Here is a 23,377-nt window from a genome sequence, read left to right as displayed (position 1 = left end):
AGGCGTAAAAATCAACTTTTGCAACTATATCTGTTCTCTGTTTGTTTTTTTGCCTCAAGCCTGTTGTACCGCAAGTACAACCATTCCGATACCACGAGTAACCAGCCGGTCGCCCGCAAGCTTGCTTACAAGATCGCCGCCAAACAGCACTTCCCACTTACCCAAGCCAGGCAAAGTGCAGGAGACTCCTTCAGGGAGGCTGTTATAAATGACGTATAAGTGCTCTGCAGCTTCCCCTCCCGCGTGATCTCGCAGGGTGTAAGCCACTGCCCCGGCGGGGGTTTTCTCAAATACAAGATGACTGCGGATATCTTCCGCGTTCCGTAGCCGAAAGGCTGGATGAGATCTGCGTAGAGAAATGAGCTGCTTCATATAAGCAACATCTTCCTGATAAGCTGCACAGCGTTCCCAGTCCAGCCAGTTAATCTCCACCGGGGATTTGTAGCTGTTCTCAATACCGTCCTTGGTGCGCATAAATTCCTGCCCCGCATGGATGAAGGCGATCCCTTGGCTGGTCAGCACCATAGCTGAAGCCAGCCTGTGCATGGCCCGCCGCTGTTCGTCACTGACATCCTCTGTGGACAATACGATTTTATCCCACAGGGTATGATTGTCATGACACTCCACAAAGTTCACACACTGCAGTGGCTCGTCAGCAAATTGTCCAATATCCTGGCTGTAGACAATCCCTCCGGTAATGCCCGTCTTCACCGCCTGTTCCAGTCCGGACTTCCCGCTAATAAACCCCGGCTGATCGTACAGAAAGATATTTCCTTTGACCGCATCCCGGTAACCATCGTTAAAGTGCCCGATACCCGGCAGCAAATCGGCATTGTTCTGGTTGGCCAACTGTTCCATAGGCAGTTCTGTATCCATGACCCAGCCCTCGCCAATGGTTAGGATCGACGGGTCGAGTTCATCCAGGCGACGGCGAATCTCCGCCATCGTGCCCACATCTATCAGACCCATCAAATCGAACCGGAAGCCGTCAATATGGTACTCCTTGGCCCAGTAAAAAACAGAATTGACGATAAAACGGGACATCATCGCCCGCTCGGTCGCCGTATCGTTGCCGCATCCGCTGCCGTTGGACAGACTGCCATCCGGCTTGTAGCGCAGATAGTATCCCGGAACCAGCTTCGTGAAATTCACGCGATAACCATCATAAACATGGTTGTAGACGACATCCATGATGACACGTAAGCCACGATCATGCAGGGCCTGAATCATCTGTTTCAGCTCGGTAATCCGGACACCTGGGACATAGGGGTCTGTGGCATAAGAGCCTTCAGGAGCATTATAATTCTTAGGGTCATATCCCCAGTTATAATGGGCCTGATCCGACTTGGTCTCGTCTACACTTTCGGTGGCAAAATCATAAAAAGGCAGCAACTGAACATGAGTCACACCGAGATCAGCTATATGATCCAGCCCTGTAAGAATCCCTTTTGGACCGCGTGTGCCTGCTTCGGCAAGACCCAGATACTGCCCCTTATGAGCAATGCCGCTGGCCGGATGAATGGACAAATCCCGCAGGTGCAGTTCATAAATGACCGCGTCAATATGATGGCTTAGCGGTGGTTTATCCTCCGTCCACCGCTCCGGATCGGTCTCCCTTAGATCCAAAATGACGCCTTTGTCGCCGTTCACGCCCACAACTCGGGCATAAGGATCAACCGCCTCATTCCACTGTCCGCCGATGCGTACGCGGTAGGTATAGAATTTGCCTGCGAGGTCATCTTCAACCGCAATTGTCCAGGTTCCCCTACTATCAAGGGTCATGGGCAGGCGACTACCTGAAGTCTCGTCTTCCCATGATTCGTACAGGACGAGCTCCGTCTCCTGCGAGGTTGGAGCCCATAGCCGAAACACCGAGCGATCCTGTGCATAAGTCAATCCTAAATCATCTCCGTCATAACTGAACAACTCATCAAATCCTTGCTCAAAGACAGAAACCCCGCCAGTCTCTACCGGGTCACCATAATGAATAGGCTCTTTCCCTTCTCTTTGTACCGCCAAAGCAACGCTCCCCTTTACCCTGTAATAACTGGATATTATAATCTGATTACGAGCGTAGTGCAAACGTTTGAACTTAATTAATTTTCTTTATCTTGGAAAAAGGTAAGGTTCAGACCCACCATCGTGATAATGTCACGGTTGGTCTGATAATCCACCCGGCATTCTCCGCCAGGTGTAGTAGCGCCATCCTTGTACCGACTGCCATTATCATGAACAATTAGAGAGGGAGTGTTACTGCCATAAGGTTCTTCATATCCGATGCCGACCACCCAGTGATAATCATACAGATATTGTCCCCTCCAGCGCAGACTTGTCCATTTGTCGAATTTGATCGCTACTGGCCGTCCAGCATTAATCTCGGCCTTATAGGTTTCCCAATCCCTGAATACATAAGATTGCGCACTCAGTTGGCCCTGACCGTTATCCCCCGCCTCTGCGTGCAGAAAAGCCCGAATGCCCTTTACAAACCCCCGAACGCTCATCCCCCAAGGCCTGCCGCCATAGCAGCTGTACAAGTGGTTAATCTGTGCCGCTCTGGAGCCAAAATGCTGCTTACCCAGCACCGGAACACCTGTCAAGTCCATATGCCGGCTCCAATATTCTAGTATGGCAGCCATTGTCGCCGGACCGCAGGCAGAGCCCGGCGAGGACACGCCTTGCTCCCACTGCGAATAAGGCTCTATATTCAGCCTGTGTGAAGTAACTTTATGCTTCATAAGGATATCTTTTCCCTGTGCTCCCGCAATATCCGCTCTACCTCAGAAGAAACGAACGGTTTACTGATGAAATCGTGCATCCCCACTGCCTTGCAACGCTCCCGGTCTTCTGGTCCTGCAAAAGCGGTCACGGCCACGATGTAAGGACGGCGCTCTGCCGGAACTCTGTCCGCAATGAGGGCTGCTGCCGTAAAACCGCTCATAACCGGCATCTGCACATCCATAAAGACAAGATCATACGACTGCTGCATGACTGCTGCCACCGCCTGTTCCCCATTCTCAGCGAGATCAGCACTGTATCCTCTTTTTTCAAGCATCGTCAGGAGCAGTTTTTGATTCACCGGATGATCCTCGACAACTAGAATAGACAACGGCCCATACTGGGGTCCGGTTAGCATTGAACTTCCCGGCAGCCATCCAATCTCCTCAGATTCCTCCGACAGTCCGACATTTTCTTCTGATGCTATATTCGTAGCCAGTTCTTCTGCGGAAGATCCAACCCAGTGCTGTGTATCCGGTAAGATTATTCCGTTGTCATGACTGTGAGTGCCATCGCCAACGGTATCGAGTGGCAGGGTAAAATAGAAATTTGACCCTGTCCCTTCACTGCTCTCCACCCCGATCGCTCCGCCCATCAGTTCCACCAGCTTCTTGCAGATCGCCAGTCCAAGTCCAGTTCCTCCATACTTACGATTAATCGACGGATGGAGCTGAGAGAAGGATTGAAACAATTGATGCTGTTTGAATGCGGGAATACCAATCCCTGTATCTCTGACATTAAACTTCAGGAGCAGCTTGTGGCTGCTGGAACACGCTTCTCTTTCCACATGCATGACAACCTGGCCCACTTCGGTGAATTTAACCGCATTGCTGACCAGATTGACCAGTACTTGCCGCAGCCGGGCTGCGTCGCCATGAATTACTGCCGGAACGTCGCCGTCGATATGACAGGACAGGACGATGTTTTTCTCCAGCGCCTTGGGTGTGAACAGTTCCGTTACACTGTCCATAACGGCATGAAGGTATACCGGCTCATCAACAAGGGTCATCTTGCCCGCCTCGATTTTGCTAAAATCAAGGATCTCATTAAGAATAGACAGCAGGGAATCGCTGCTCTGGCTGATGATGTCGGTATATCCACGCTGTTCCTCACTAAGCTCGGTCTCCGACAACAAATCGGTCATACCCATAATGCCGTTCATCGGGGTACGCAGCTCATGGCTAATGATGGCCAGAAACTCCGATTTAGCCTGATCGGCCTTTTCGGCAGATTCCTTGGCCCGGATAATCTCCTTCTCGTCTGTAATGTCCTGGAACACCAACACGGATCCAACACATTCTCCCTGGTTGAACAACGGTGTCACCTGATATTCAGCCAAAAAGCTGGAGCCATCTCTGCGCCATAAGACCGCATCCTTGCTGTCATGGGATATACCAGACCGAATCGCCTGCATTAACGGTGACTCCTGCGGACCAAAGTTAACTCCGTCATACGCACTCTGCTGGATATGCTTCAGGTAAGCACGGCCAATGATCTCATCCTGCTGGAAATCCAGCATAGCCGCTCCTGCAGGGTTGATGAACGTGACCCTTCCTTCCGGATCGAGACGGAGAATACCCTCGGAAACCGCATTTAGGATCAACGTATGTTCATTGCTCAGCTTCTCAATCTGCTCAGTATGGTGTAGCCGTTCCGTAATATCGCGTCCCACCGAGATGATTTCCACGATATTCCCGGTGTTGTCATAGATGAACCGGCTGTTCGACTCCACCCAGACGTAGCTCCCGTTCTTGCGGCGGAAACGGCAGGTGATTACCGGAAGAACGCCAGTACTCAGGCCTTTCTCCATGTACCCTTTTATCATGACCAGCTCATCGGGGTGAACATAATCGTAGGCACTCGTGCCAGTCAGTTCTTCCGGCTCATACCCCAGCAATGTGCGGCTGGCCGGAGAGCAGTACAGGTAGGTGACATCCTTGACTGCATGCCTTGAGATTAAATCCAGGGAACTTTCGGACAACAGCCGAAAATGGTATTCACTCTGCCGCAGCTGTTCTTCTATCTTCAGCCGATCGCTGATATCCTGCATCATTCCTATTAATTGAACCGGCTTTCCGCCTGGTCCCATGATGACATCCCACTGGACATGCACGCCAACAACACGGTGATCCGGCAGTAATAAGCGATAAGAAGCTTCTCCTGATCCCCCCTGTGCTATGGCTCTCTTAGCGGTCTCATTCACATAAGCCCTGTCTTCTGGATGCACAAATTGTCTGAAGTCATCATAATACATGTTTTCCTTATCCAGTGGGTATAACAGCATTCGCAGCAATTCATCCGATAAATTCAACCGATCGCTGGACAGCTCCCAAATCCAGGAACCGATCCGGGCCACTCTTTGAGCTGTTACCAGCGCTTCATCATTCTGCTTGCGCTTAGTCACGTTGCGCCCGATACCCAGAATATAAGTACTCTCGTTATTCTCGTCCCGTCTCACCTTAAAGGCTGTCTCAATCCACTCATAATGACCATCCTTGTGGCGCACACGGCGGGCAACTGCATCGCTCTCCAGAAATTTGCCGTACCGTCTAATCTCTTCGGCATCATCGGGATGGTAATAATCCAGCCGGTTCGTACCAATCATCTCTTCCGGACGGTAACCGAGGAGCGAATAGCTGGAAGGGGACACGAAGGATAGCGTTCCGTCAGGTAGAGTCAGCGAGATAAGATTCTGCTCATCTTTAATAAACAAATTGTACAAATCACTGCTATCCACGGTCAGTTGATCGGCGATTTTGCGGTCCGTGATATCCTGGGCATAGAGAATCAGACTTGAAGAAGCTTGTCCATTCTCTATGCGAGCGAACGTCAGAGAGAGCCAAATATACCTTCCTTTACCGGTAAGAAAACGCAGCTCTCTCTCCAACACACAGTCAGCAGACGCCTCAAGACCGTCCATAATCTCCTGAAAGGACAAAAGGGTCCTGTCTCCATTCTTCTTATTCCCTTTAAAAAAATCCAAGATGTGGAGCTCGGTCTCATGATAACCCAGCAGCCTGCACAAAGCCGGGTTGGCCTTCAGCCAGCCGCTTCCTCCAGGTGCAAGGATAGCCATTCCTACAGGGGACTTCATGAACGCCTGATTCAGTATATTGGGGTCTTCTGCCAAGAAGTAATCCATCAATGGGCCTCCTTCATCATGAGCCTGTTTTAGCGGACTCTCTCTTTCTCTATTAACCCCAGTATACGTCAATAGAGACAGGGAAAGAAATCTGGTACCATCACCTTAAACAAGAAAAAGAGAGAATAATTTCAATTGAAATCATTGACTTTTATGGGCTTCGAAAACTACAATGAGAGCAACATATTATTCGTGACCTGTTACGACGGAAGCACCCGTAACAAAGGCTTAGTGCCTTTGCTGCGGGTGCTTTTTGCGTCCAATGGGGAACTATAAAGGAGGACACACCTAATGAACCTCAAAGCTATTATCACGCTGGTCGTTTCACTCTTGCTGCTGCCGCTGCTTCCTGCCACCGCCTTCGGGGCTCCCGCTATTGAATTTACCCCTTCGGTGAAGACCGCCTTTGATCTGACAACGGCCAAAGCAGAAGGATCAGCCAGAACCAAGATGAACAGCTTATACAGCGAGCTATCTGTTCTAAAGCTGCAAGATGACAATCGTGAGAGCCATATCCGGTCCCTGCATTACAATAACGAGCAGTCCCTGGCAGCGATACGTCAGCAAATCAAGGAGATTGACCTCACAACAGTGAGCCGATTGGAGGGAGAGGCCGCTAAGCTGAAGCAACGTTATCAACCTTTGTTCGACCAATACAGTGCACTTAACAACAGGATAGCTCTTGCGAAGAAGCTGAAGGACAAGGATCTTAATGCCGTGCTGAAGACCCAGGCGGACGTTATGAAGATTGCAGTCCAGATCGCACGTCAGGACATCCGCACCAAAGAAACACAACTACGTGCCGCCAAGGACGCCCGTACCAAGAAGACTGCGGCGGTCCGCAAGACCCTAAGCGGGATCGATAACCCTCAATTGACGATTAAGGCACAGAAAAGTGTCGTTTCCGCGTTGAACAAGCGGCTAACCGCCGACTGGAGTGATTTCAAGGCCGCTATCCGCAAGCAGAACGCCAGCCTGACTTCACAGTCCCTGTCCTCCATGGCCTCCCAGTATCGTCAGCTTGCGGATGCCAAGCAAAAAATCATCGAGTCGGAACAGAAAGTGGCTGCCGTCATCGCTACTGCCAAAACCCAGCTGGCATCCTAAACCGGCAGCATAGGAAAGCGCGGCTTATTTCTTAGATGTCTTTGCTTTATCATGAGCACGGCGATACGACATCACCTTACGGTACATCCTTTTATCCTTAAGCTGATTGAAAATATAGGGGTCGGGATTCGTATTCACCTCAATAATCCATGGTTTCATATTCCGGTCAAGGCCAACATCCACGCCAACCTGCTTAAATCCGGGATATTTCTTATGATAGAAGCGTCCGGTATCCCGCCCTAACTTCTCCAGCTTTTTTATGACTGCTCCCTGCTGAGCCTTGTCTAGATGCGGGGCCAGCAGTGTCTCAATCGCTGTTGGCTTGCCACCACTGTGATAGTTCGTAACAATCTTGCCTTTCTGAGCTACCCTGCCAATCAGCCCTGTTGTCTCCCATTTCCCCTTCGGACTGAGCTGGACCATGACCCGCAGATCAAAGCGCAGGCCCTTATGCTTCAGCAGCTCGATCCCTTTCTGAATCAAATAGCCCCGTCCGCCGGTTGCTTTCTTGAGCGAAAGGTGGAAGGCATCGAAGGCTCCGAAGGTACGAATGGTCGTTCCGCTCTGGTACTGATAGGTTGATCCAGTCGAGCCCCGTTTCACTTCCACCCTCATGACACCCTTACCATAAGTGCCGTTGATCGGTTTCACATAGACCATGCCATACTTATGCAGCATACTCCGCAGGCTTGCTTTGGTGAATCTTTGGGTATCCGGAATCAGCGGCGAAATCTCCGGACTTTGCAGCAACACCTTGGTCTTGATCCACTTGCTCATCAATCCTGTTCTATGCTTCGTTCCCAAGTCAGCCCTCTCCCCTGTTCTAAGTCAGAATCATTCGCTCAAACATGATCGCCCTTGCATTGTATTCGGGCACCGTACGCTTCGCATGGGATGATCGCCCTCTCCGCGCCTAATCTGTATCTTCAGCCCAACAGACTGCATATGGTAAAAGAGCGAGAGAGAGCAGAGGACAGGAGGGATGGGAACATGCATATTTGTATCATCGCACCGGAACAGTTTCCGGTGCCTGGGGACAGTTCGGTAGAAATCTGCATCTGGGCCATTGCCGAGAGACTGGCAGAGAAGCACAAGGTGACCATTGTCAGCCGGAGCATGCCGAATCTGCCAGATACCGAAAAACTGGCCCGTGTCGAAATCGTGCGATTGCCAGCGGGGAGCCCGGCCAGATATCGCAGCTCGGTTCTGAAATATATCGAAGGCAAAGACTTCGATATATTTCAGGTGGATAATCGCCCGTATCTGCTAGCTGCAGTGAAGCAAAAGCAACCCCTGACGCCTGCCGTGCTCTTCCTCCATTCTCTGACCTTTGTGCCGGCCTCGGACAAGACGGCCGCCCGGTTGGCGCGGGCCGATCTCATTGTGGCCAACAGCGCCTCTCTGCAGCAGCGGCTGGCCCGGCGGTTCCCGCGCATAAAGCGCAGCATTGACGTCGTCCCGCTAGGCGCGGACTTGTCCCGGTTCGCCCCCGTATCACAGCCGGAGCGGCTGAGGCTGCGGGGGCTCCACAGATTCCCTCCGGCCTTCACCGTATTGTTCGTCGGCCGGATCATTCCGCGCAAGGGTGTGCCGGTGCTGATCCGGGCGGTCGCCCTCCTGAACCGGCTCACCCGCGCTCATTTGGTCGTCACCGGCAGAGGCAAGCCGGCGTACATCCGGCGGCTGCGACAGCTCGCCCGCCGATTGGGCGTGCCGGTCACTTTTCCCGGCAGCGTCCCTCACGAAGACATCCACAGCTTATACCAGGCCGCGGATGTCTTCGTCTGCCCTTCCCAGCGGCATGAATCCTTCGGCCTGGTGAACGTCGAAGCCATGGCCTCCGGACTGCCAGTCGTCGCCTCCAGCAATGGCGGCATCCGGGAGATCATTGTTCCCGGACATAATGGTTATCTTGTGAAGCGCTATACGCAGGCGCTGCCCTTCGCCAGGTATTTGCTGCGGCTGGCGCGCGATCCCGTATTAGCCGCCCGGATCGGGGCACAGGGACGCAGCGACGCGCTGCAGACCTTTGAGTGGCAGCACACCGCAGACCGGTTAGAGGTGCTGTATCACGGCTTTTGCAGCGAGGATAAGCAGCATATAGAATAATGCCGGTTAGGGTGACTTCAGGTTAGCCGCATACGGCTGACGCAGTCCCAAACCGGCTTACCTTGCTTGCGCCGGTAAACCACTTCAGCTGCTGGCGAATGAGATTCACTTGTCCGGATATAGCAAAAAAAGCAGCGAAGCTCTCCGGGCGCTCATTTAAGCTACTCCCGGATTGCATTCACTGCTCAACTAATTTCCTTTATTAAAGACTAGGGTCAGAACAACTGGATTACGGTAAGAACCAGCCCTACAACAAAGCCGCATAATGCCCCGTTAACCCGAATCCACTGTAAATCCTTACCCACCTTCTCTTCGAGCATATTCACCAGACTAGCATCGTCCATGCTGTCCAGATTCTCCTTCACCAGCAGGCCAATCCGGTAATGATTGGCTTCTACAAAGGCAATCAGAGAATCACGCACACGCGTTTCCCAACCTTGAATCCATTGCTGCTCGTCCCGGATACGACGGGTGAGCATCGCATACAGTGCGAACAGCTTGCGTCCACCTGTCGCCTGTTCTTCCTCTAGCAGCGCCACAGCCTTGCTGCGCAGCAGCTCCAGTTGGGCCACCATGAAGCCATTGGCCGATGCACCTTCTACCTGTTCAACCGCCCACGCCTTCAAGGATGTCAGACGCTCCTCGTCACCGATAAGCTGGAACAGTGCCGTGCGGATCTCACGGATGACATCTTCGCGGTAAGGGCTGTCCTCTTCCTGAAAATCTCGTATCCCGGAGATCAGCATGCCCTGTAGCATATCGCCGAGCATCTCTTCATCGACAAATCCCACAAAGGCTTGGAAAGCCATGCCCTTGAAGCCGCCCAGCTTGACTTCAGACAGCTTCTGGCTGGCAAGCTTGCCCAGCATCGCTTTGGTCTCCGGGCGTGCAGTCCACGAGGACACTCCCTGCAGTGCAAAGTCAAGTGCGGCTACATCCTTGCCGTCCTTCATCAGCTTACTCAAGACCACATCAGCTGCGGTGCCAAGATCAGCCTGACTGAGGTAGCTGGCGACCGCCTTTTGCAGATAAGGAACGGCCTTCTCGGCAGGTACCTTCAGCACGATACTCTTCAATTGCTCCAGCATTTCCTGCCGGGCCTTCTTCCGGCTGAACACTCTAGTCAACAAGCGAGAGGCGAGAGTGATAAAGCCGAACTTCCGCAGCTTGTCCTCGATACTCTTCTTATTAAGCAGTTCGTTCTCCATCGCGTGGATCAGAGACTGGATGATTTTATCCCGGTTCTTAAGCAGCAGGGAGGTATGGGGAATCTTCAGCCCCATGGGATGACGGAACAACGCTGTCACTGCGAACCAGTCCGCAATCCCCCCTACCAGTCCGGCTTCAAAGCCGCCTCTCAGCAGGATAACAGCCAGGTTCTCCGGTAGAAACAGCGTAGCCAGAAAGCCGATCGCCATAACGGCGAGTGATATTGTAGCTAAATGTCTAGATCTCATAGAGGTCCTCCTTGGGTACAGCATATACAACCTGCCGGTTTCCTTTGCAGGCTAAAGGCCGCCGGTTCAAGCCGAAAAAAGGCAAGGGACTGGCGACCTTTTCCGGCCTATCAGTGCTTTATCCATCATTGTACCACGATTGCTCCCCTTTCTGTACCTGTCAGTGCCCCCTGAGCAGATCAGGCGGTCAACCCCCTTCCTCTTGATGAAAATGGATTTTTAGTTTTCAGGAAATTAGTGATAAACTATCATTAATACTTTTATCGCCCTTAACAGGGACTACTAACGTTAAAGGAGAGCCAGAATATGCTGATTGCTTTGGATATGGACGGCACCCTGTTGAACGACAACGGCAATATCAGTCCAGGAAACCGCGATGCTATTGTACAGGCTCAAAATCTTGGCCATATTGTTATCATTGCTACAGGACGTTCGTATATGGATGCAGAAAAGCAGCTTCGGCTGGCCGAGCTGGAATTACCGGTGGTAAGTCTAAACGGCGCTGTAGTCACACTGCAGGACCAGACGCTTGCTGCCAGCAAGCCGCTGCATAAGGAAGATGTTATCCCGGCGCTGCGCTGGATGAACGAGATCCCTGACTTATATTACGAGATTTATACGGAAGACAACGTCTACGTGGAGCTGAACAAGCGCGTACACTTGGAGAAGCTGTCAGCACAAGGCGGCGACGATCTGCCTGAAGAACTGCGCTTGCTGCTGAAGGGCGTTATCGATCAGCAGTTCCGGCAGGCAGCCGTAACCTATGTGGAGAGCATGGAGGAAGTCTGGAGCAAGGAAGAGAGTGTCATATATAAAGCACTGGCCTTCTCGCTCAAACCTGAGCTGCTGAAGGAAGCTTCTACGAAATTTGCTTCCATTCCTGGCTTGATTATCACTTCTTCCCATGTCAATAATATTGAAATCAACCATGAAGAGGCCAACAAGGGCTCAGGCCTGGCCATTTTGGCCGCTCATTACGGTATTCCCATGGAGCAAACCGTTGTTATGGGCGACAGCTATAACGATCTGCCGATGTTCGAGGCTGCCGGCTACCGTATTGCCATGGCAAATGCCGCACCGATTCTTAAGAAGAACTGTGATCACATCACATTGACCAACCATGAAGATGGGGTAGCGGCAGGAATTCAGCATGTTTTAAATAAAAAATAACGGAGCAGCACCAGCACTCGTTACAGAATCTCTTCTACATGACAGGACCGGGCATTCATGCCCGGTCCTCTTTTCACACCCGCACCTTCATTACTCCATAGCCTTCCACCGGGCCGCCTGTTGCTAATCCTCTATGATGCTCCATCCGTGAGACAATCTTACACAATCCACTTCTCCCGGCTGTCCACCCGTCTCAATCTGAATCAGTGTGAGCGAGGTCATCGCCTGGATCGCGTGTCCCACCCCTGCAGGAACCTGCACAATGTCACCAGTGGATAAAGCGTACTCATTCCCATCCAATATATATTTCCCGGTGCCCTCTGCTACTGTCCATACTTCGGAGATCCTGTGATGGAAATGATACTCGGTATGCTTGCCGGGATAGATCTGCAGCTTTCGGGTTACGGTCACAGGTCCATCTTTACTGGGGTCTTCGTCCAAAATAACAGAGGTCCCCCAGCGAGTCTCTTCGTACCTGGGCACGGAATAACTATTCCCAAGCGCTGTCTTGATTTCATTGGCCCGGTTCTTGTCCGCAACGAGAATGCCGTCCGGGCCAGCCGCCACAATGGCACCGTTCAGGCCAATAACATGTACCGGCAGGGATAGCTCATTCACCAGATACGTCTGGTGCGCATCGGGAGAGACGCTGCCTTTGCCAGTAACCTGTTGCTCCAGATGGGCTGATAAGCTGTCCCAGCTCCCCAGATCACTCCAGCTGCCGCTGTACGGGATTACTACCGTATGGCGCGAATGCTCCAGCACCTCACGGTCAAAGCTCTCCCGAGGGAGGTTGTCGTAGCTCTCCAGCAGCCTGTCATATACTAGTTCGATCCCCCGTTCGGATAGACTGTTCAGGAGAAAAGACAACGAACAGGCAAAGACACCACAATTCCACAGGGCTTGCTGCACAATCAGTTTTTGCGCTGTGTCCGGATCAGGCTTTTCGACAAAGCGATCTACATGATAATAGCTCCCGCCCGGGCTTCCCGCCTGCGGAACTATATATCCAAACTCCCCGGAGGGAAACCTAGGTACGCTACCGATCAGCGCAATCTCTGCCGCCCCCTCTCTAAGCACATCCGGAAAGCGCCGCAGGAGCTGAAAAAAAGACGGCGCAGCATAAGCATCAGCCGGCAGAACTACCACCGTTTCCTGTGGCTCAACGCCGAGTACGGAATAGAAGTAGCTGGCTGCCAGAGCTACGGCTGTAAAGGTACCCCGCTTCTGCGGCTCGCCAAGCACGGGAATTCCCTCGCCGACATGACTAACGGTAATATCGACCTGGGACTCGTGCGTTACGATACAGCTGGAGGACAGCAGCCCGGCCCGGTCCAGCTCTCTGCACATCCGCTGGAGCATGGATTCCATGACGCCCGTTTCAGAACGCAGCAGTTTCAGAAATACCTTTGACCTGATCTCATTGGAGAGCGGCCAGAGCCGCTTGCCCGAGCCTCCGGACAGGAGAACGATCCGCACATTGACGCCTCCTTATCTCTGATGTCAGGCAGCCGTCACTTTCATTCAGTGGCGGCTGGCCTGCGATGATCGGGAATATCCTTTGCGTTTATGAAAGGACAAGGATCTGTAGCTTTTGGCCAGCTTTGTCTTCTCCGTCTGGGAGACCCCACCAGCGTTCTGGTGCAAACCCTTGTTGCGCGCCTTGCGAATCAGCATTCCGCCGGGGTCACTCTGGTACACGTAATTGCCGTAGGTCTCGAATTCTGAGAAGGCAAATTGCTTACTCCGGTTCATACTGCGGAGGATGGCGGAATACCAGGGCACGCCGTGCCGGGCTTCGATCTCTTTCTTCATCCGGGAGAGCTTGCTCCGCTCAAATAGCATATAATGAGTAACGAGCGAAGACGGTGCGCTGGCCTTGCGGCCCATGAGCTTTTTGTACGTGACAAAATATTCCGGTTGGCTCCAGCTTCGGCTGAAAAATACGGTGCGGCCGTTCTGACGAAACCGGTGCGGAGTAATCAGCACCGTATCTGCATCGATAACAAGAAAGTAATCGGCCTTGCAGAGTTTGTCGCCGTTCAGCTTCAGCAGCTGCTGAAACAGCCAGCCGGAACGCTCCCAGGTACGTGAGCGGTAATGAATGTCTTTTTTCGTAAGAGGAAGCACTGTATTCTCATCCACAAAGGTACAGCCGTGCTCCCGGCAAAAATGGAGCAAACGCTCCTTTCGCGGGGCAACTATGAGAATTCGCCCAATGGGATGCTTAACATGGGTTCTAACAGCTTTCACCACATGGGGTAAGGTCGCCAAATCCTTTTCGATTGCTGGAATCAGCACATCAATCTTGGCCGCTTGTGAGATCCCTGCTTTACTTGGCAGTGACATATGTTCATCTCCAGATTTATCATTTTGCTTTTAGGATATGAACGGCAGTTAAGGAATGAATGGGCTCGACAAAAAGATGGCTGTTCTCCCTATATAGATACAAGAGAAAAGTTCTCTTTTTTCCATTAAACCCCATATCAAGTGCGAGCGAATTATCGTATAATTCTAGCCACTGGCGATTGTCTATGAACAATATCTCAAATCCGGCTTCACGATAACATCAAATTTCATTCATGAAGATACTGTGAAAGGAGCCTCTTTTCAACCGAGATGAAAGCCCTATTGATTGATGATGAGAAGGCTGCGCTAATCCAAATGGAGAGACTGATCAAGGCAGACGGACGGATCGAAGTTATCGGTGCCTTTACGACCGTACGAGAAAGTCTGGAGTATCTCTCTACTTGCAAAGTTGATTTTGTCTTTCTGGACATCGGCATGCCTGAGATGAGCGGCCTCGCGGCCGCCGAATATATTTTGCAGCTTGATCCAGACATTCGTATCGTCTACGTCACTGCATACTCGGAGTATGCCGTCGAAGCCTTCGAGTTAAATGCCCTTGATTATTTGCTCAAACCTGTCAGCACTGGCCGCTTTGCCAAAACTGTTACACGCATGTTAGATATTTATCACCGTAAGAGCGACGCCCTGTCTCTTGCTACGCAGACGGATTACGAGCCGTCCATCCTATGCTTTCACCGTCTGGAGCTTCGGGGTGGTAGGACGCCTGGTGTTAAACTGAAATGGAGAACCTCCAAGGCGCAAGAGCTCTTCGCGTTTTTACTCCATAGCAAAGGACAATGGGTCAGCAAAAACCTGTTGCTGGACAGCTTATGGCCAGACTATGCTCCTGACAAAGGATTGACCCATTTGCATACCTCCATCTATCAGATTCGCAAGCTGCTGCGGGAATGGGACGAGGGCGCCGGGATCGAATTTGCGCAGGACTGTTATCGGCTAACACTGGAAGGAACGGCTACCGATGTCGAACTGTTCGTGCAGGAGCTGGAGAGAATTCTGAAGGATCCGGCGCCTTCTCTTAATACCTCATCACAACGTTACGACAATGCGCTTCGCCTCTACTCCGGGCACTACCTGGAGGAGCACGACTATTGGTGGGCCAAGCCACGACAGGAGCAGCTGAGGCAGCAATACATTGAATTAGTACTCGCCATCGCCAGGGAAGAAACGGCAGCAGGCCATGAGACGCAAGCGATCAAGAGGCTGGTGTCCGCCCGGGATAAGGACCCCTACTCTGAGGAGATTTGCCGGCAAATCCTGCAGGCTTGTGCCAGTCTGAGAGATTACGAACTGCTGCAAACCCACTATCATTCATTCGCAGAGATGCTGAACAAGGAGCTTGGTATCGAGCCCGATCCGGAGACAACTGCGCTTTACCAATCCCTTAAGCAACAATAGTCCCTAAAAAAGTCCGGAGAGCGATCAATTTGCTGTTCTCCGGATACAAATTGAAAAACACGCTACCTATCTCTTTTCGAGAAGGTAGCGTGTTTTTTTGCATTTTGATATTTTCCAGGCAGCCGATTGCCTGAATTGAATCAAACCATTGAATCCACTACACTTAAGTCCTATTGTCTTCGCTTCACCGGAATGCGGAAGCTAACCATTGTTCCCTGCATCGGCACACTTTCTACTTGCAGACCTTCACCGTATAGCATCAACAGCCGGCGATTGATATTTTTCATACCTACTCTACCGCCCTCACTATCCGATAATGCAAGCGACAACCGTTCCTTGGTCACACCGACGCCATTATCCGTCACTTCAATACGTATGTGGTCGTCGCTCTGGCTTACAGAAACCTTAACCACTCCGCCAGTTTCTTTTTTCATAATGCCATGGTTAATCGCATTCTCTACCAAAGGCTGTATACTAAGCGGCGGAATCATCGGCTTCAGGTCTCCCTCAAGATTCAACTCGACCTGCAGACGCTCGTTGAATCTTGCCTTCTCCAGTGCCAGGTAAGATTGAACCAGCTCCAACTCCTTGTCCAGCAAGATCAATCGGTCACGATTGCGGAAATCAAAACTGCTGCGCAAATACTGACTAAGCTCAATGAGCAAATCCATTGCCTGATACGGCTCAGTTGGGCAGAAGGCGATAATAGTATTCAAAGCATTATATAGAAAATGCGGCTTAATCTGGGCCTGAAGGAAAGCCAACTCAGATTGAATTGCCGTTCGCACCGATTGACGCAGCTCTAGGAGTGTGCGCACTCTCGCTTTTAGCTCTCCGGCGTCCACCGGCTTGCTCAAATAATCATTAATTCCCGCCTCAAACCCAATCCGGATATCCTCCGGCCGGCTTCGGGCCGTTAACAGAAGCACCGGCAGCTCTGACAACATGAACCGTTCACGAATGGAACGGCTAAGCTCCAGCCCTGACATGCCCGGCATCATCCAGTCTGTGATGACGAGATCAAAAGACTGCGCGCCGCTCAAGGCTGCCAGCGCTTCCTCCCCCCCGCTAAACGCGGCTACCTCATAATGTTCAACCTCCAGCAAGTTAATCAGCACCTGCAAATTGACGGGGTCATCGTCGACAACCATTACCCGGTATTCAGCGTCCTTAGTCTCCCTCTCCCGGCTTGCCCGCCGTTCCTGCGCTTCTACGGACCGAATGGATACACCAGCGGATTCCATCGATTCAACAAGCTTCGTTGGCTTGTCCGAAACGACTGGCACTGGCAGCGAAACTGTCTTCGCGGAAGGCAGGTACACAATGAATCGTGAGCCTTGGCCCGGCACAGATTCCACCCTGATTCGCCCATCGCTCAGTTCGACTAGCTTTTTGGTAATGGAGAGTCCAAGCCCCGTCCCCGCATAATCGCGATGAACCGCATCTCCACCCTGATCAAATGCATCAAAGATCGTCTCCAGCCGCTCCGCTTCAATCCCTATGCCGGTATCCTCTATTATTATTACGACATTGTCTCCTTCAGCATGTGACGAAAGCGTAATTTGCCCTTTGCTCGTAAACTTCGCAGCATTGCCTAGCAGATTGTACAGGATCTGTCTCAGCCGATCCTCATCGGTATCCAGCAAAGGCAGCTGATCCGGCCACTGCTGTACGAGTTTCACCGGTTTTCTTTTGAGCAGATAAGGAATCACTTCCACTACGGATTGGGCCACAGAGGGCAGGTCTACAGACCGCCTGTGCAGCGTGATCTCTCCGTTCTTTAACTTGGAAAAATCCAAAATATCATTAATCAGCGAGGAAAGCTGCTTGCCCGTCGCCACAATCATTGCCAGGTTCTCGGCCTGTTTCTCGCTGTCAGCATTCCCGGCAGCACTCTCCAGCATAGACTCCGCGATGTTGATCATGCCATGCAGTGGTGTACGCAGCTCATGGGACGTATTGGCCATAAATTCGTCTTTGAGCCCATCCAGCGTGAGCAGCTTGCTTGACAGCGCCTCGACTTCCCGGACCGATTCCGCAAATCTTCTGGCAAACATCAGTGCCTGTGCAGCAACGAAGATCAGCATTTCAAAAGGAATGAGGACTTGATCGTCATACAGACCTAGAACTTGCATGGTGCTGATCGCGACAATCGCAAAAATACTTTGCATACTCATGATCATATAGAAAGCATCCGCTTTGTGCGTCCGAATCGAATTGGCCATAATGTACATCACAAACAGCAGCATCGAAAAGCCGAGCCCGATCATCTGAATATCCCATTTGAAAAACGTCTTCATGGGCAGCACCAGCGCTGAAAATACCACGACCGCCATAAGCCAGTGCGCACCCTGCACAATTCTTTTATGAATCGCCTGGGGATTTAGCTCAAACGCAGATAGCAGCAGAAAATAGTAGCCGAGTGTGGAGCAGATGGGCTGTATTTTCATCAAAACCGTGTAAGGTAATGACGGAATAAGCATCTCCAATAACTTCTCCCCGTGTGTCATCATGTAGAGAATCACGGAAAGGCAAAATAGCCCCAGATATAGCGTAGAGCGCTCTTGTTTTCGTAACCGGTATATAATCAGAAAATAGGCAGCGGGTACAAAAAAACCAGCGATCAGTACGCCATCCTTAAAGACGCTGCGCTCTCTTACACCTAAGACATCGTTCTGCTCTCCGAACAGCAGCGGATAGATCATTCCCCCTGAAGCGTACAGCGCATTAGATACCTGGACAACAATTTCGGACGTGCCCCCTGATAACGTGAAAAAGCTTGCATAAGGAACGTTGCCTTGCCGGTCCTCGCTTTCCTCCGAAGCCGGAGCTCCGCTAGCCCCAATCTCTACTCCGTTAACAAAAATGCGGTTCGCCATTCGGATATTGGAGGTTCGGATGCCGTACATCCCCTCCTGATGATCATCTAATTGCAGTCTCAGACGATAAGTGGCATACCCGGTAGACTGCATAACTCCTTGCTCCTCAAGATGACGATTCCAACTTCCCGGAACCTCGATGATGTCTTCATCTGAAGCAGCGGTACGGAGTTCATCAGGCGTCAGCAGCTCATTCCAAAAGAATGACCACTCGCCCGTCAATTCTACGTTACCGTCTCTTTTAAAATCCCAGTCTCTTAAATCCAGATATCCTGCCTTCGCATTGAGCTTGGTACCGGCCCCGGCCAACGAGAATTGAACCAGAAAATATCCTAACAAACTTATACCCAGCAGCAACAATGCAACTTTATAGACTATGCCTTTATTCATGTAGCAAGCTCCCGCACAGTAAAATAAACTATCGACTAATATTATAATATTGTATCCCAGCACTACTGAATAAGGTAGAAATTTTCTTCTGCGGCTTCTAAAATAAAAGATATGTAATTGTGGATTTATTCGAATGTGAAGAGAAGGAGAGTCATACCCTTGAAAGATAACTTACACCCCGGCATTGCCACGCTTTACGAGAATCGGCTGCTTCGCACGGAGCTGGAATGCGAGCGGTTTGACCGTGCGCTGGAGGGCCTTGCAGGGGATACAGAGGACAGAATCATACATGAAATTTTCAAAGTGTTTGATGATGAAACAGAGCAAGAGGAAGTCATGTTCAGCCTTGTTCATTTTGTGGAGAGCTACCAGACGGAGATGTATTTGACCCAGCTGCTGGAGTCGCTGCCTGCCATGCTGGAACCCGCCCGGGATTGGGCGATTGTGCTGAATAAAAGAATCTTAGAGGACGACTTCTGCCGTAGCGAATACGCCGATATTGCCGCAGGGATGTCCCCACAGGTCAAGACGGTGCTGTCTTTTTTGCTGGAGGAAATCAAAGAAGACCGCCCCAAGTTATTCGAGCGGCATGTGAACGAAATTCTGGGGAAAATCACCCGCTCCGGATAGAGCGGGAACCTGTTTCAGTGCAGGAACAGTCCTGCTACCAAATTCAGCTACAATTCAAAATTCAGATTCACTGGCTCCAGCGGCAGAGCATCTTCCTCAGATTCGTCAGTCGTTGGTGTCTTGGCGTCTACAACTTCAAAGCGATACTCGTCACTCCAGGCCTTTCCAGCGCCACTCAGCAGTATCCCAAATGCAATCCCCTGGGCCTCCTGCGGAATATCCAGAACCACCTGATATTGGTTCCAGTCACTGGAACCCTTGATAGGGCGGTTTTGCATATTATCGAATTTAAGCATTTCTCCACCTTTGCCATCCACTCTCATCCATAGTCCGGCCCAATCCTTAATGTTCTCCGCTTTGACAAAAGCAGTCAGCTTGAGACGTTTACCCAGGTAAGCCTGTGCGCTGAACATTTGCATTAAGGTAACGAATCCGGTAGCGGCGGAATGGGCGGATTGGAGCAGTGCCGAAGCTTTCCCAGTATGCACTTCCGATTGGTCCACGGACACCTTGTAACTGTCACTATTTTGTCCTGTCACGGTCCAGCCCTGCAGCGCCTTGTCTGTAGCCATTGTATTTCCTCCTTTGATGAGTTCTCTAGAATAGGTTCGATATTGGCCGGGAGTTAGTCTATATTCCTTTTTGAATGCCCGGGTGAAGGCCTCCTGGGATTGAAAACGGTATTCCAGAGCGATGTCTAAAATCCGTTTGTCACTGTAGATTAGCTCACTTGCCGCTTTGGCCAACCGTCTTCTGCGGATATAGCCAGCAACAGTGCTACCTACAGCCGCATTGAAGATTCTGTAGAAATGCTGTGGCGAAAAGATGATGTGCCGCGATATCTCGCGCAGTGATACCCCTTCCGTCAGATTCTTCTCAATATACTCCAGCGATTTCTTCACCGCTCTGGAATGCCCTTTGTCTCTCATGGGTGTGCTCCCTCCCTTGTCTATAAATTATCATAACGGCGTTTGGGAAATTTGACTTTTTATCTCAAAATACATACTTTACAGTTTTTCTTTGTGCATCGTTGGGGATCAGATGATATATTGTAGATTGTCTGTTTTTACAGCATAAGAAGGATTAAACGAAGGTGAATTCATTGAACAAGCTCTTATTTCATAATATCCCCTTAGGCGCTTCCGGGGAACGTATTCCGCAGGCGGCTGTGGCCTCTGCTATGACCAGCAAGGAGTTGGTCAAGCCCGGCGAATCGGATGCAGGTTATTTTCGCAGATTGGAACAGGGTGGCATTCACCTAAATAAGCCGCAGATCGCGGCCGTCCGGCATCATCTTGGACCGCTGTTGACCCTGGCCGGAGCTGGTTCCGGCAAAACCTCGGTGTTGATCGCCAGAACCGGTTATCTGCTGTCTGTACGTGGTGTTGCCGCAAGCCAGTTGCTGCTACTGACCTTTTCCAATAAAGCGGCGGCAGAAATGCGTGAGCGGATCGCTCTCCTGCCGGGTGTGAACGAAAGTGACGTGTCGCGGCTCCAAGCCCGGACCTTCCACTCGTTCTTCCTGTATTTCCTGCGCAGACAGGGACTGCAACAGGAGATTTTTAGCGAAACGCGCCGTCAGCATATTCTGCTGAAACAAATCATGCGCGAGCTCGGACTACCCAAGGATGCTTATCCGCCAGAAACACTGTTAACCGTGCTTTCCACCTGCAAAATGAACATGGGCACCGTGGAAGATCTGCCGGAGTCCACCATCGCCGAGCAAGAGATGAAGGCTGTCCTCCGCCTCTACGAGCAATGGAAGACTGATCATTTCAAAATCGATTTCGACGATGTATTGCTGATCGCCTATCAGATGCTGAAGGAGCGTCCTCGGCTGCTGAGTGATCTTCAGGATCGGTTTCATTATGTGATGGTGGACGAGTTCCAAGACACCAACGCACTGCAATACGAGTTAGTTAAAATGATTGCCCACCCCCGGAACAACCTGATGGTGGTCGGGGACGATGATCAGACGATCTACTCTTTTAACGGTGCCCGCAGCGAGTTCATTCTGGAATTCGAGAAGTTGTATCCTGGTGCCAAGGTCATTACGCTTGATATCAACTACCGCTCCGGCCCGGCCATCGTCGGACTTGGCAACGGGATTATCCGCCATAACCAGCGGCGACGTTCCAAGACCCTGCAAGCTGCCAGAGGCACGGGCAGCCAGCCGCGGTATCTGCGTCCGCAAACAGCGGATGAGGAAGCGGAGCAGATGGTGGACTTCATCGTCAGCGAGGTAGCAGCCGGAAGGCGGGAGTACCGTGATTTTGCCATGCTCTACCGGGCTTCCAGCAGCAACCGGGCTTTGCTGGAACTACTGCTGCTCCGCGACATCCCGTATATCAATTACGGCGAAGGCCAGTTGCTCTATGAGCATTGGCTGATCTCGCCGGTGGTCGACCATTTGCGGCTGTCGCTGAACCGGCGTAATTTTGCTGCTATTGAGAACATTCTCCCCACCCTGTACATGAATCGGGAAAAAGGGATGGACCACATCCGCCGCATGGAGGCCATACAGCCGAAGCAAGGCCCGCTGATCCATCTGCTGTCCCTGCCAGGGATGGAGGATTTCAAGGCCGTCAAGCTGCGGGAGCGGCTCGATCTGATTCGCGGGCTGCGGGAGCAGATTCCGGTACTGGCGATCCGCCAGATCCGCAAGCAATTCTATGATTATTTCATCGAAGCCAATGAACGGCACCAAGCTACCCTGCACCGGGAGACGCTAAAAGAAATGCTGGATGAACTGGAAGCCTCGGCAGAGCGGTTTGACAGCATCCAGACATTCATTGATTTCATAGACAACGTGACCGAACGGAACGAACACAGCCGCCAATCCGGACTCAAGGAACAAGGCGACCGGATTGCGCTGATGACAATTCACAAGTCCAAAGGGCTGGAGTTCCCGGTCGTATTCCTGATCGGAGCCTCCGAAGGCATCCTGCCGCACAGCTCGGCACTGGAGGCTGACCGGCTCAAGGATCGCAAATCCGTGGCCGGGAGCAGTAGCGCCGCTGCCGCCGGGCTGGCGCTAGCGGCGCTTGAGGAAGAGCGGCGACTAGCTTACGTCGCCGTAACAAGGGCTCGGGAGGAGCTGTTCATCAGCTCCCCGGCCCGGCACAGAGGCAAAAAAGCGGACGTCTCACGCTTCATGCTGTCCGCTTTTCGCTCGGCGGCTGCCACAGCCGCAGCCCCCGGGTCCACGCGGCCGGGCTCCGGGCACCGCAGCGCCGCCGTCGTCACAGCCAAGGCGCTGCCGGCCGCCAGAGCTACCACCGGCCGGACCCACACCGTGCCGGTGTGGAACTGCACCGGCGCGTCCTGCCCCGGCTGGACGCGTATGAAGGCAGGCGGGGCCGAGGACCATCTGGCCTCCAAGCCCTGCCCGCTATGTAGCTCACCGATGGAGAAGAGCACCCGGGTTGTCCCGGTATAGAGGGACACATATTTTAGCCGGGCAGCAATGACTTTAAGTGAGCTTGAGAGAGTGTAAAAGAGAAGAATAGCCCTAACGCGTTTCAGCGGGGGGAGGCTACAATAAGTTTGATACAACGTAGTTGGCTAGTCGAACTTGAGCTCGGAACAACGGAGAGGTTTTTTATGAGTTGGGCTCGATCTGATGCGGAATGGCTAGCATTGGATGGTTAAGTTCAGTCTGTTACGGAGTAGCTAGTATCGTGCAGTTGAACTCATCCTGTCGCAGAGTAACTAGGTTTGTGTGGTTGGGCTCATACTGTCGCGGAGTAACTTACATTGTGTGGCTGGGATCAGCCTGGCGCGGAGTAACTTATATTGTGTGGCTGGGATCAGCCCGTTGCGGAGTAACCTACATTGTGTGGCTGGGATCAGCCTGTCGCGGAGTAACTTATATTGTGTGGCTGGGATCAGCCCGTTGCGGAGTAACCTACATTGTGTGGCTGGGATCAGCCTGTCGCGGAGTAACTTATATC

General features: G+C 51.8%; 16 protein-coding genes. 7 read left to right on the top strand and 9 right to left on the bottom strand.

Annotated features, from left to right (window positions below):
• Positions 1-54: 54 nt before the first annotated feature.
• The 3 genes from pulA to ACFVU8_RS26970 form a co-directional block, all read right to left on the bottom strand.
• Positions 55-2,019: a type I pullulanase gene (gene pulA / locus ACFVU8_RS26980; protein ID WP_387431449.1), complete on the bottom strand. Its 1,965-nt coding sequence runs from the start codon at positions 2,017-2,019 to the stop codon at positions 55-57.
• Between the two features lie 77 nt (positions 2,020-2,096).
• Positions 2,097-2,735 carry a C39 family peptidase gene (locus ACFVU8_RS26975; RefSeq protein ID WP_387431446.1) on the bottom strand — a complete coding sequence of 213 codons (639 nt, stop codon included), beginning with the start codon at positions 2,733-2,735 and terminating at the stop codon, positions 2,097-2,099.
• Positions 2,732-5,917 (bottom strand): PAS domain S-box protein, encoded by a 3,186-nt coding sequence (locus tag ACFVU8_RS26970; RefSeq protein WP_387431443.1) that lies wholly within the window; start codon positions 5,915-5,917, stop codon positions 2,732-2,734. The genes ACFVU8_RS26975 and ACFVU8_RS26970 overlap by 4 nt, the downstream gene beginning before the upstream one ends.
• Before the next feature lie 291 nt (positions 5,918-6,208).
• Here ACFVU8_RS26970 and ACFVU8_RS26965 point away from each other — a divergent pair, with 291 nt between their 5' ends.
• Positions 6,209-7,024, top strand: a complete 816-nt coding sequence (locus ACFVU8_RS26965; RefSeq protein ID WP_387431441.1) for a hypothetical protein — start codon at positions 6,209-6,211, stop codon at positions 7,022-7,024.
• Positions 7,025-7,048: 24 nt separating this feature from the next.
• Here ACFVU8_RS26965 and ACFVU8_RS26960 read toward each other — a convergent pair whose 3' ends face one another.
• Complete coding sequence (locus tag ACFVU8_RS26960; RefSeq protein ID WP_387431439.1) at positions 7,049-7,828, bottom strand: YheC/YheD family protein; 780 nt, start codon at positions 7,826-7,828, stop codon at positions 7,049-7,051.
• 186 nt (positions 7,829-8,014) lie between these two features.
• Between ACFVU8_RS26960 and ACFVU8_RS26955 the strand changes: the two genes are divergently transcribed.
• The gene (locus tag ACFVU8_RS26955; protein WP_387431437.1) at positions 8,015-9,133 is read left to right on the top strand and encodes a glycosyltransferase family 4 protein; all 1,119 of its coding nucleotides are present in this window, start codon (positions 8,015-8,017) and stop codon (positions 9,131-9,133) included.
• Between the two features lie 215 nt (positions 9,134-9,348).
• Here the strand turns inward: ACFVU8_RS26955 and ACFVU8_RS26950 are convergent, their stop codons facing one another.
• Complete coding sequence (locus tag ACFVU8_RS26950) at positions 9,349-10,590, bottom strand: DUF445 domain-containing protein (protein WP_387431435.1); 1,242 nt, start codon at positions 10,588-10,590, stop codon at positions 9,349-9,351.
• A gap of 306 nt (positions 10,591-10,896) precedes the next feature.
• Between ACFVU8_RS26950 and ACFVU8_RS26945 the strand changes: the two genes are divergently transcribed.
• The gene (locus ACFVU8_RS26945; RefSeq protein WP_379467080.1) at positions 10,897-11,760 is read left to right on the top strand and encodes a Cof-type HAD-IIB family hydrolase; all 864 of its coding nucleotides are present in this window, start codon (positions 10,897-10,899) and stop codon (positions 11,758-11,760) included.
• Positions 11,761-11,883: 123 nt separating this feature from the next.
• Here the strand turns inward: ACFVU8_RS26945 and ACFVU8_RS26940 are convergent, their stop codons facing one another.
• Both ACFVU8_RS26940 and ACFVU8_RS26935 read right to left on the bottom strand, forming a co-directional pair.
• Positions 11,884-13,239 (bottom strand): sugar phosphate nucleotidyltransferase, encoded by a 1,356-nt coding sequence (locus ACFVU8_RS26940; protein ID WP_379467079.1) that lies wholly within the window; start codon positions 13,237-13,239, stop codon positions 11,884-11,886.
• 45 nt (positions 13,240-13,284) lie between these two features.
• Positions 13,285-14,109, bottom strand: a complete 825-nt coding sequence (locus ACFVU8_RS26935) for a DUF6492 family protein (protein ID WP_387431433.1) — start codon at positions 14,107-14,109, stop codon at positions 13,285-13,287.
• Positions 14,110-14,391: 282 nt separating this feature from the next.
• On the opposite strand from ACFVU8_RS26935, the gene ACFVU8_RS26930 reads away from it, so the two are divergent.
• Positions 14,392-15,525, top strand: coding sequence for a response regulator (locus ACFVU8_RS26930; protein ID WP_387431431.1), 1,134 nt, complete (start codon positions 14,392-14,394; stop codon positions 15,523-15,525).
• 170 nt (positions 15,526-15,695) lie between these two features.
• On the opposite strand, the gene ACFVU8_RS26925 is transcribed toward ACFVU8_RS26930, so the two are convergent.
• A complete protein-coding gene (locus ACFVU8_RS26925) occupies positions 15,696-18,794 on the bottom strand; it encodes a hybrid sensor histidine kinase/response regulator (RefSeq protein WP_387431429.1) in 3,099 nt (1,032 codons plus the stop codon).
• 159 nt (positions 18,795-18,953) lie between these two features.
• Here ACFVU8_RS26925 and ACFVU8_RS26920 point away from each other — a divergent pair, with 159 nt between their 5' ends.
• Entirely contained in the window at positions 18,954-19,424 is a 471-nt protein-coding gene (locus ACFVU8_RS26920) for an Imm30 family immunity protein (RefSeq protein WP_387431426.1), read from the top strand.
• A gap of 47 nt (positions 19,425-19,471) precedes the next feature.
• Here the strand turns inward: ACFVU8_RS26920 and ACFVU8_RS26915 are convergent, their stop codons facing one another.
• A complete protein-coding gene (locus ACFVU8_RS26915; RefSeq protein WP_387431424.1) occupies positions 19,472-20,353 on the bottom strand; it encodes a helix-turn-helix transcriptional regulator in 882 nt (293 codons plus the stop codon).
• 173 nt (positions 20,354-20,526) lie between these two features.
• Between ACFVU8_RS26915 and ACFVU8_RS26910 the strand changes: the two genes are divergently transcribed.
• Positions 20,527-22,863, top strand: a complete 2,337-nt coding sequence (locus ACFVU8_RS26910) for a UvrD-helicase domain-containing protein (protein WP_387431422.1) — start codon at positions 20,527-20,529, stop codon at positions 22,861-22,863.
• Between the two features lie 319 nt (positions 22,864-23,182).
• Positions 23,183-23,377 (top strand): hypothetical protein (locus tag ACFVU8_RS26905; RefSeq protein WP_387431420.1); only part of this gene is annotated, 195 nt, incomplete at its 3' end.

The organism is Paenibacillus sp. NPDC058177, from assembly GCF_042883835.1.
Taxonomy (GTDB): Bacteria; Bacillota; Bacilli; order Paenibacillales; family Paenibacillaceae; genus Paenibacillus_AQ; species Paenibacillus_AQ agri.
Note: the sequence above shows the minus strand (reverse complement) of the source record. Positions and strands in the feature narration are given on the sequence as shown.

Bases quoted from the DNA above. Each gene is read 5' to 3' on its own strand.
- ACFVU8_RS26945 (WP_379467080.1), top strand. From the start codon at position 10,897: ATGCTGATTGCTTTGGATATGGACGGCACCCTGTTGAACGACAACGGC.
- ACFVU8_RS26975 (WP_387431446.1), bottom strand. From the start codon at position 2,735: ATGAAGCATAAAGTTACTTCACACAGGCTGAATATAGAGCCTTATTCG.
- ACFVU8_RS26970 (WP_387431443.1), bottom strand. From the start codon at position 5,917: ATGGATTACTTCTTGGCAGAAGACCCCAATATACTGAATCAGGCGTTC.
- ACFVU8_RS26965 (WP_387431441.1), top strand. From the start codon at position 6,209: ATGAACCTCAAAGCTATTATCACGCTGGTCGTTTCACTCTTGCTGCTG.
- ACFVU8_RS26950 (WP_387431435.1), bottom strand. From the start codon at position 10,590: ATGAGATCTAGACATTTAGCTACAATATCACTCGCCGTTATGGCGATC.
- ACFVU8_RS26925 (WP_387431429.1), bottom strand. From the start codon at position 18,794: ATGAATAAAGGCATAGTCTATAAAGTTGCATTGTTGCTGCTGGGTATA.
- ACFVU8_RS26915 (WP_387431424.1), bottom strand. From the start codon at position 20,353: ATGAGAGACAAAGGGCATTCCAGAGCGGTGAAGAAATCGCTGGAGTAT.
- ACFVU8_RS26935 (WP_387431433.1), bottom strand. From the start codon at position 14,109: ATGTCACTGCCAAGTAAAGCAGGGATCTCACAAGCGGCCAAGATTGAT.
- ACFVU8_RS26955 (WP_387431437.1), top strand. From the start codon at position 8,015: ATGCATATTTGTATCATCGCACCGGAACAGTTTCCGGTGCCTGGGGAC.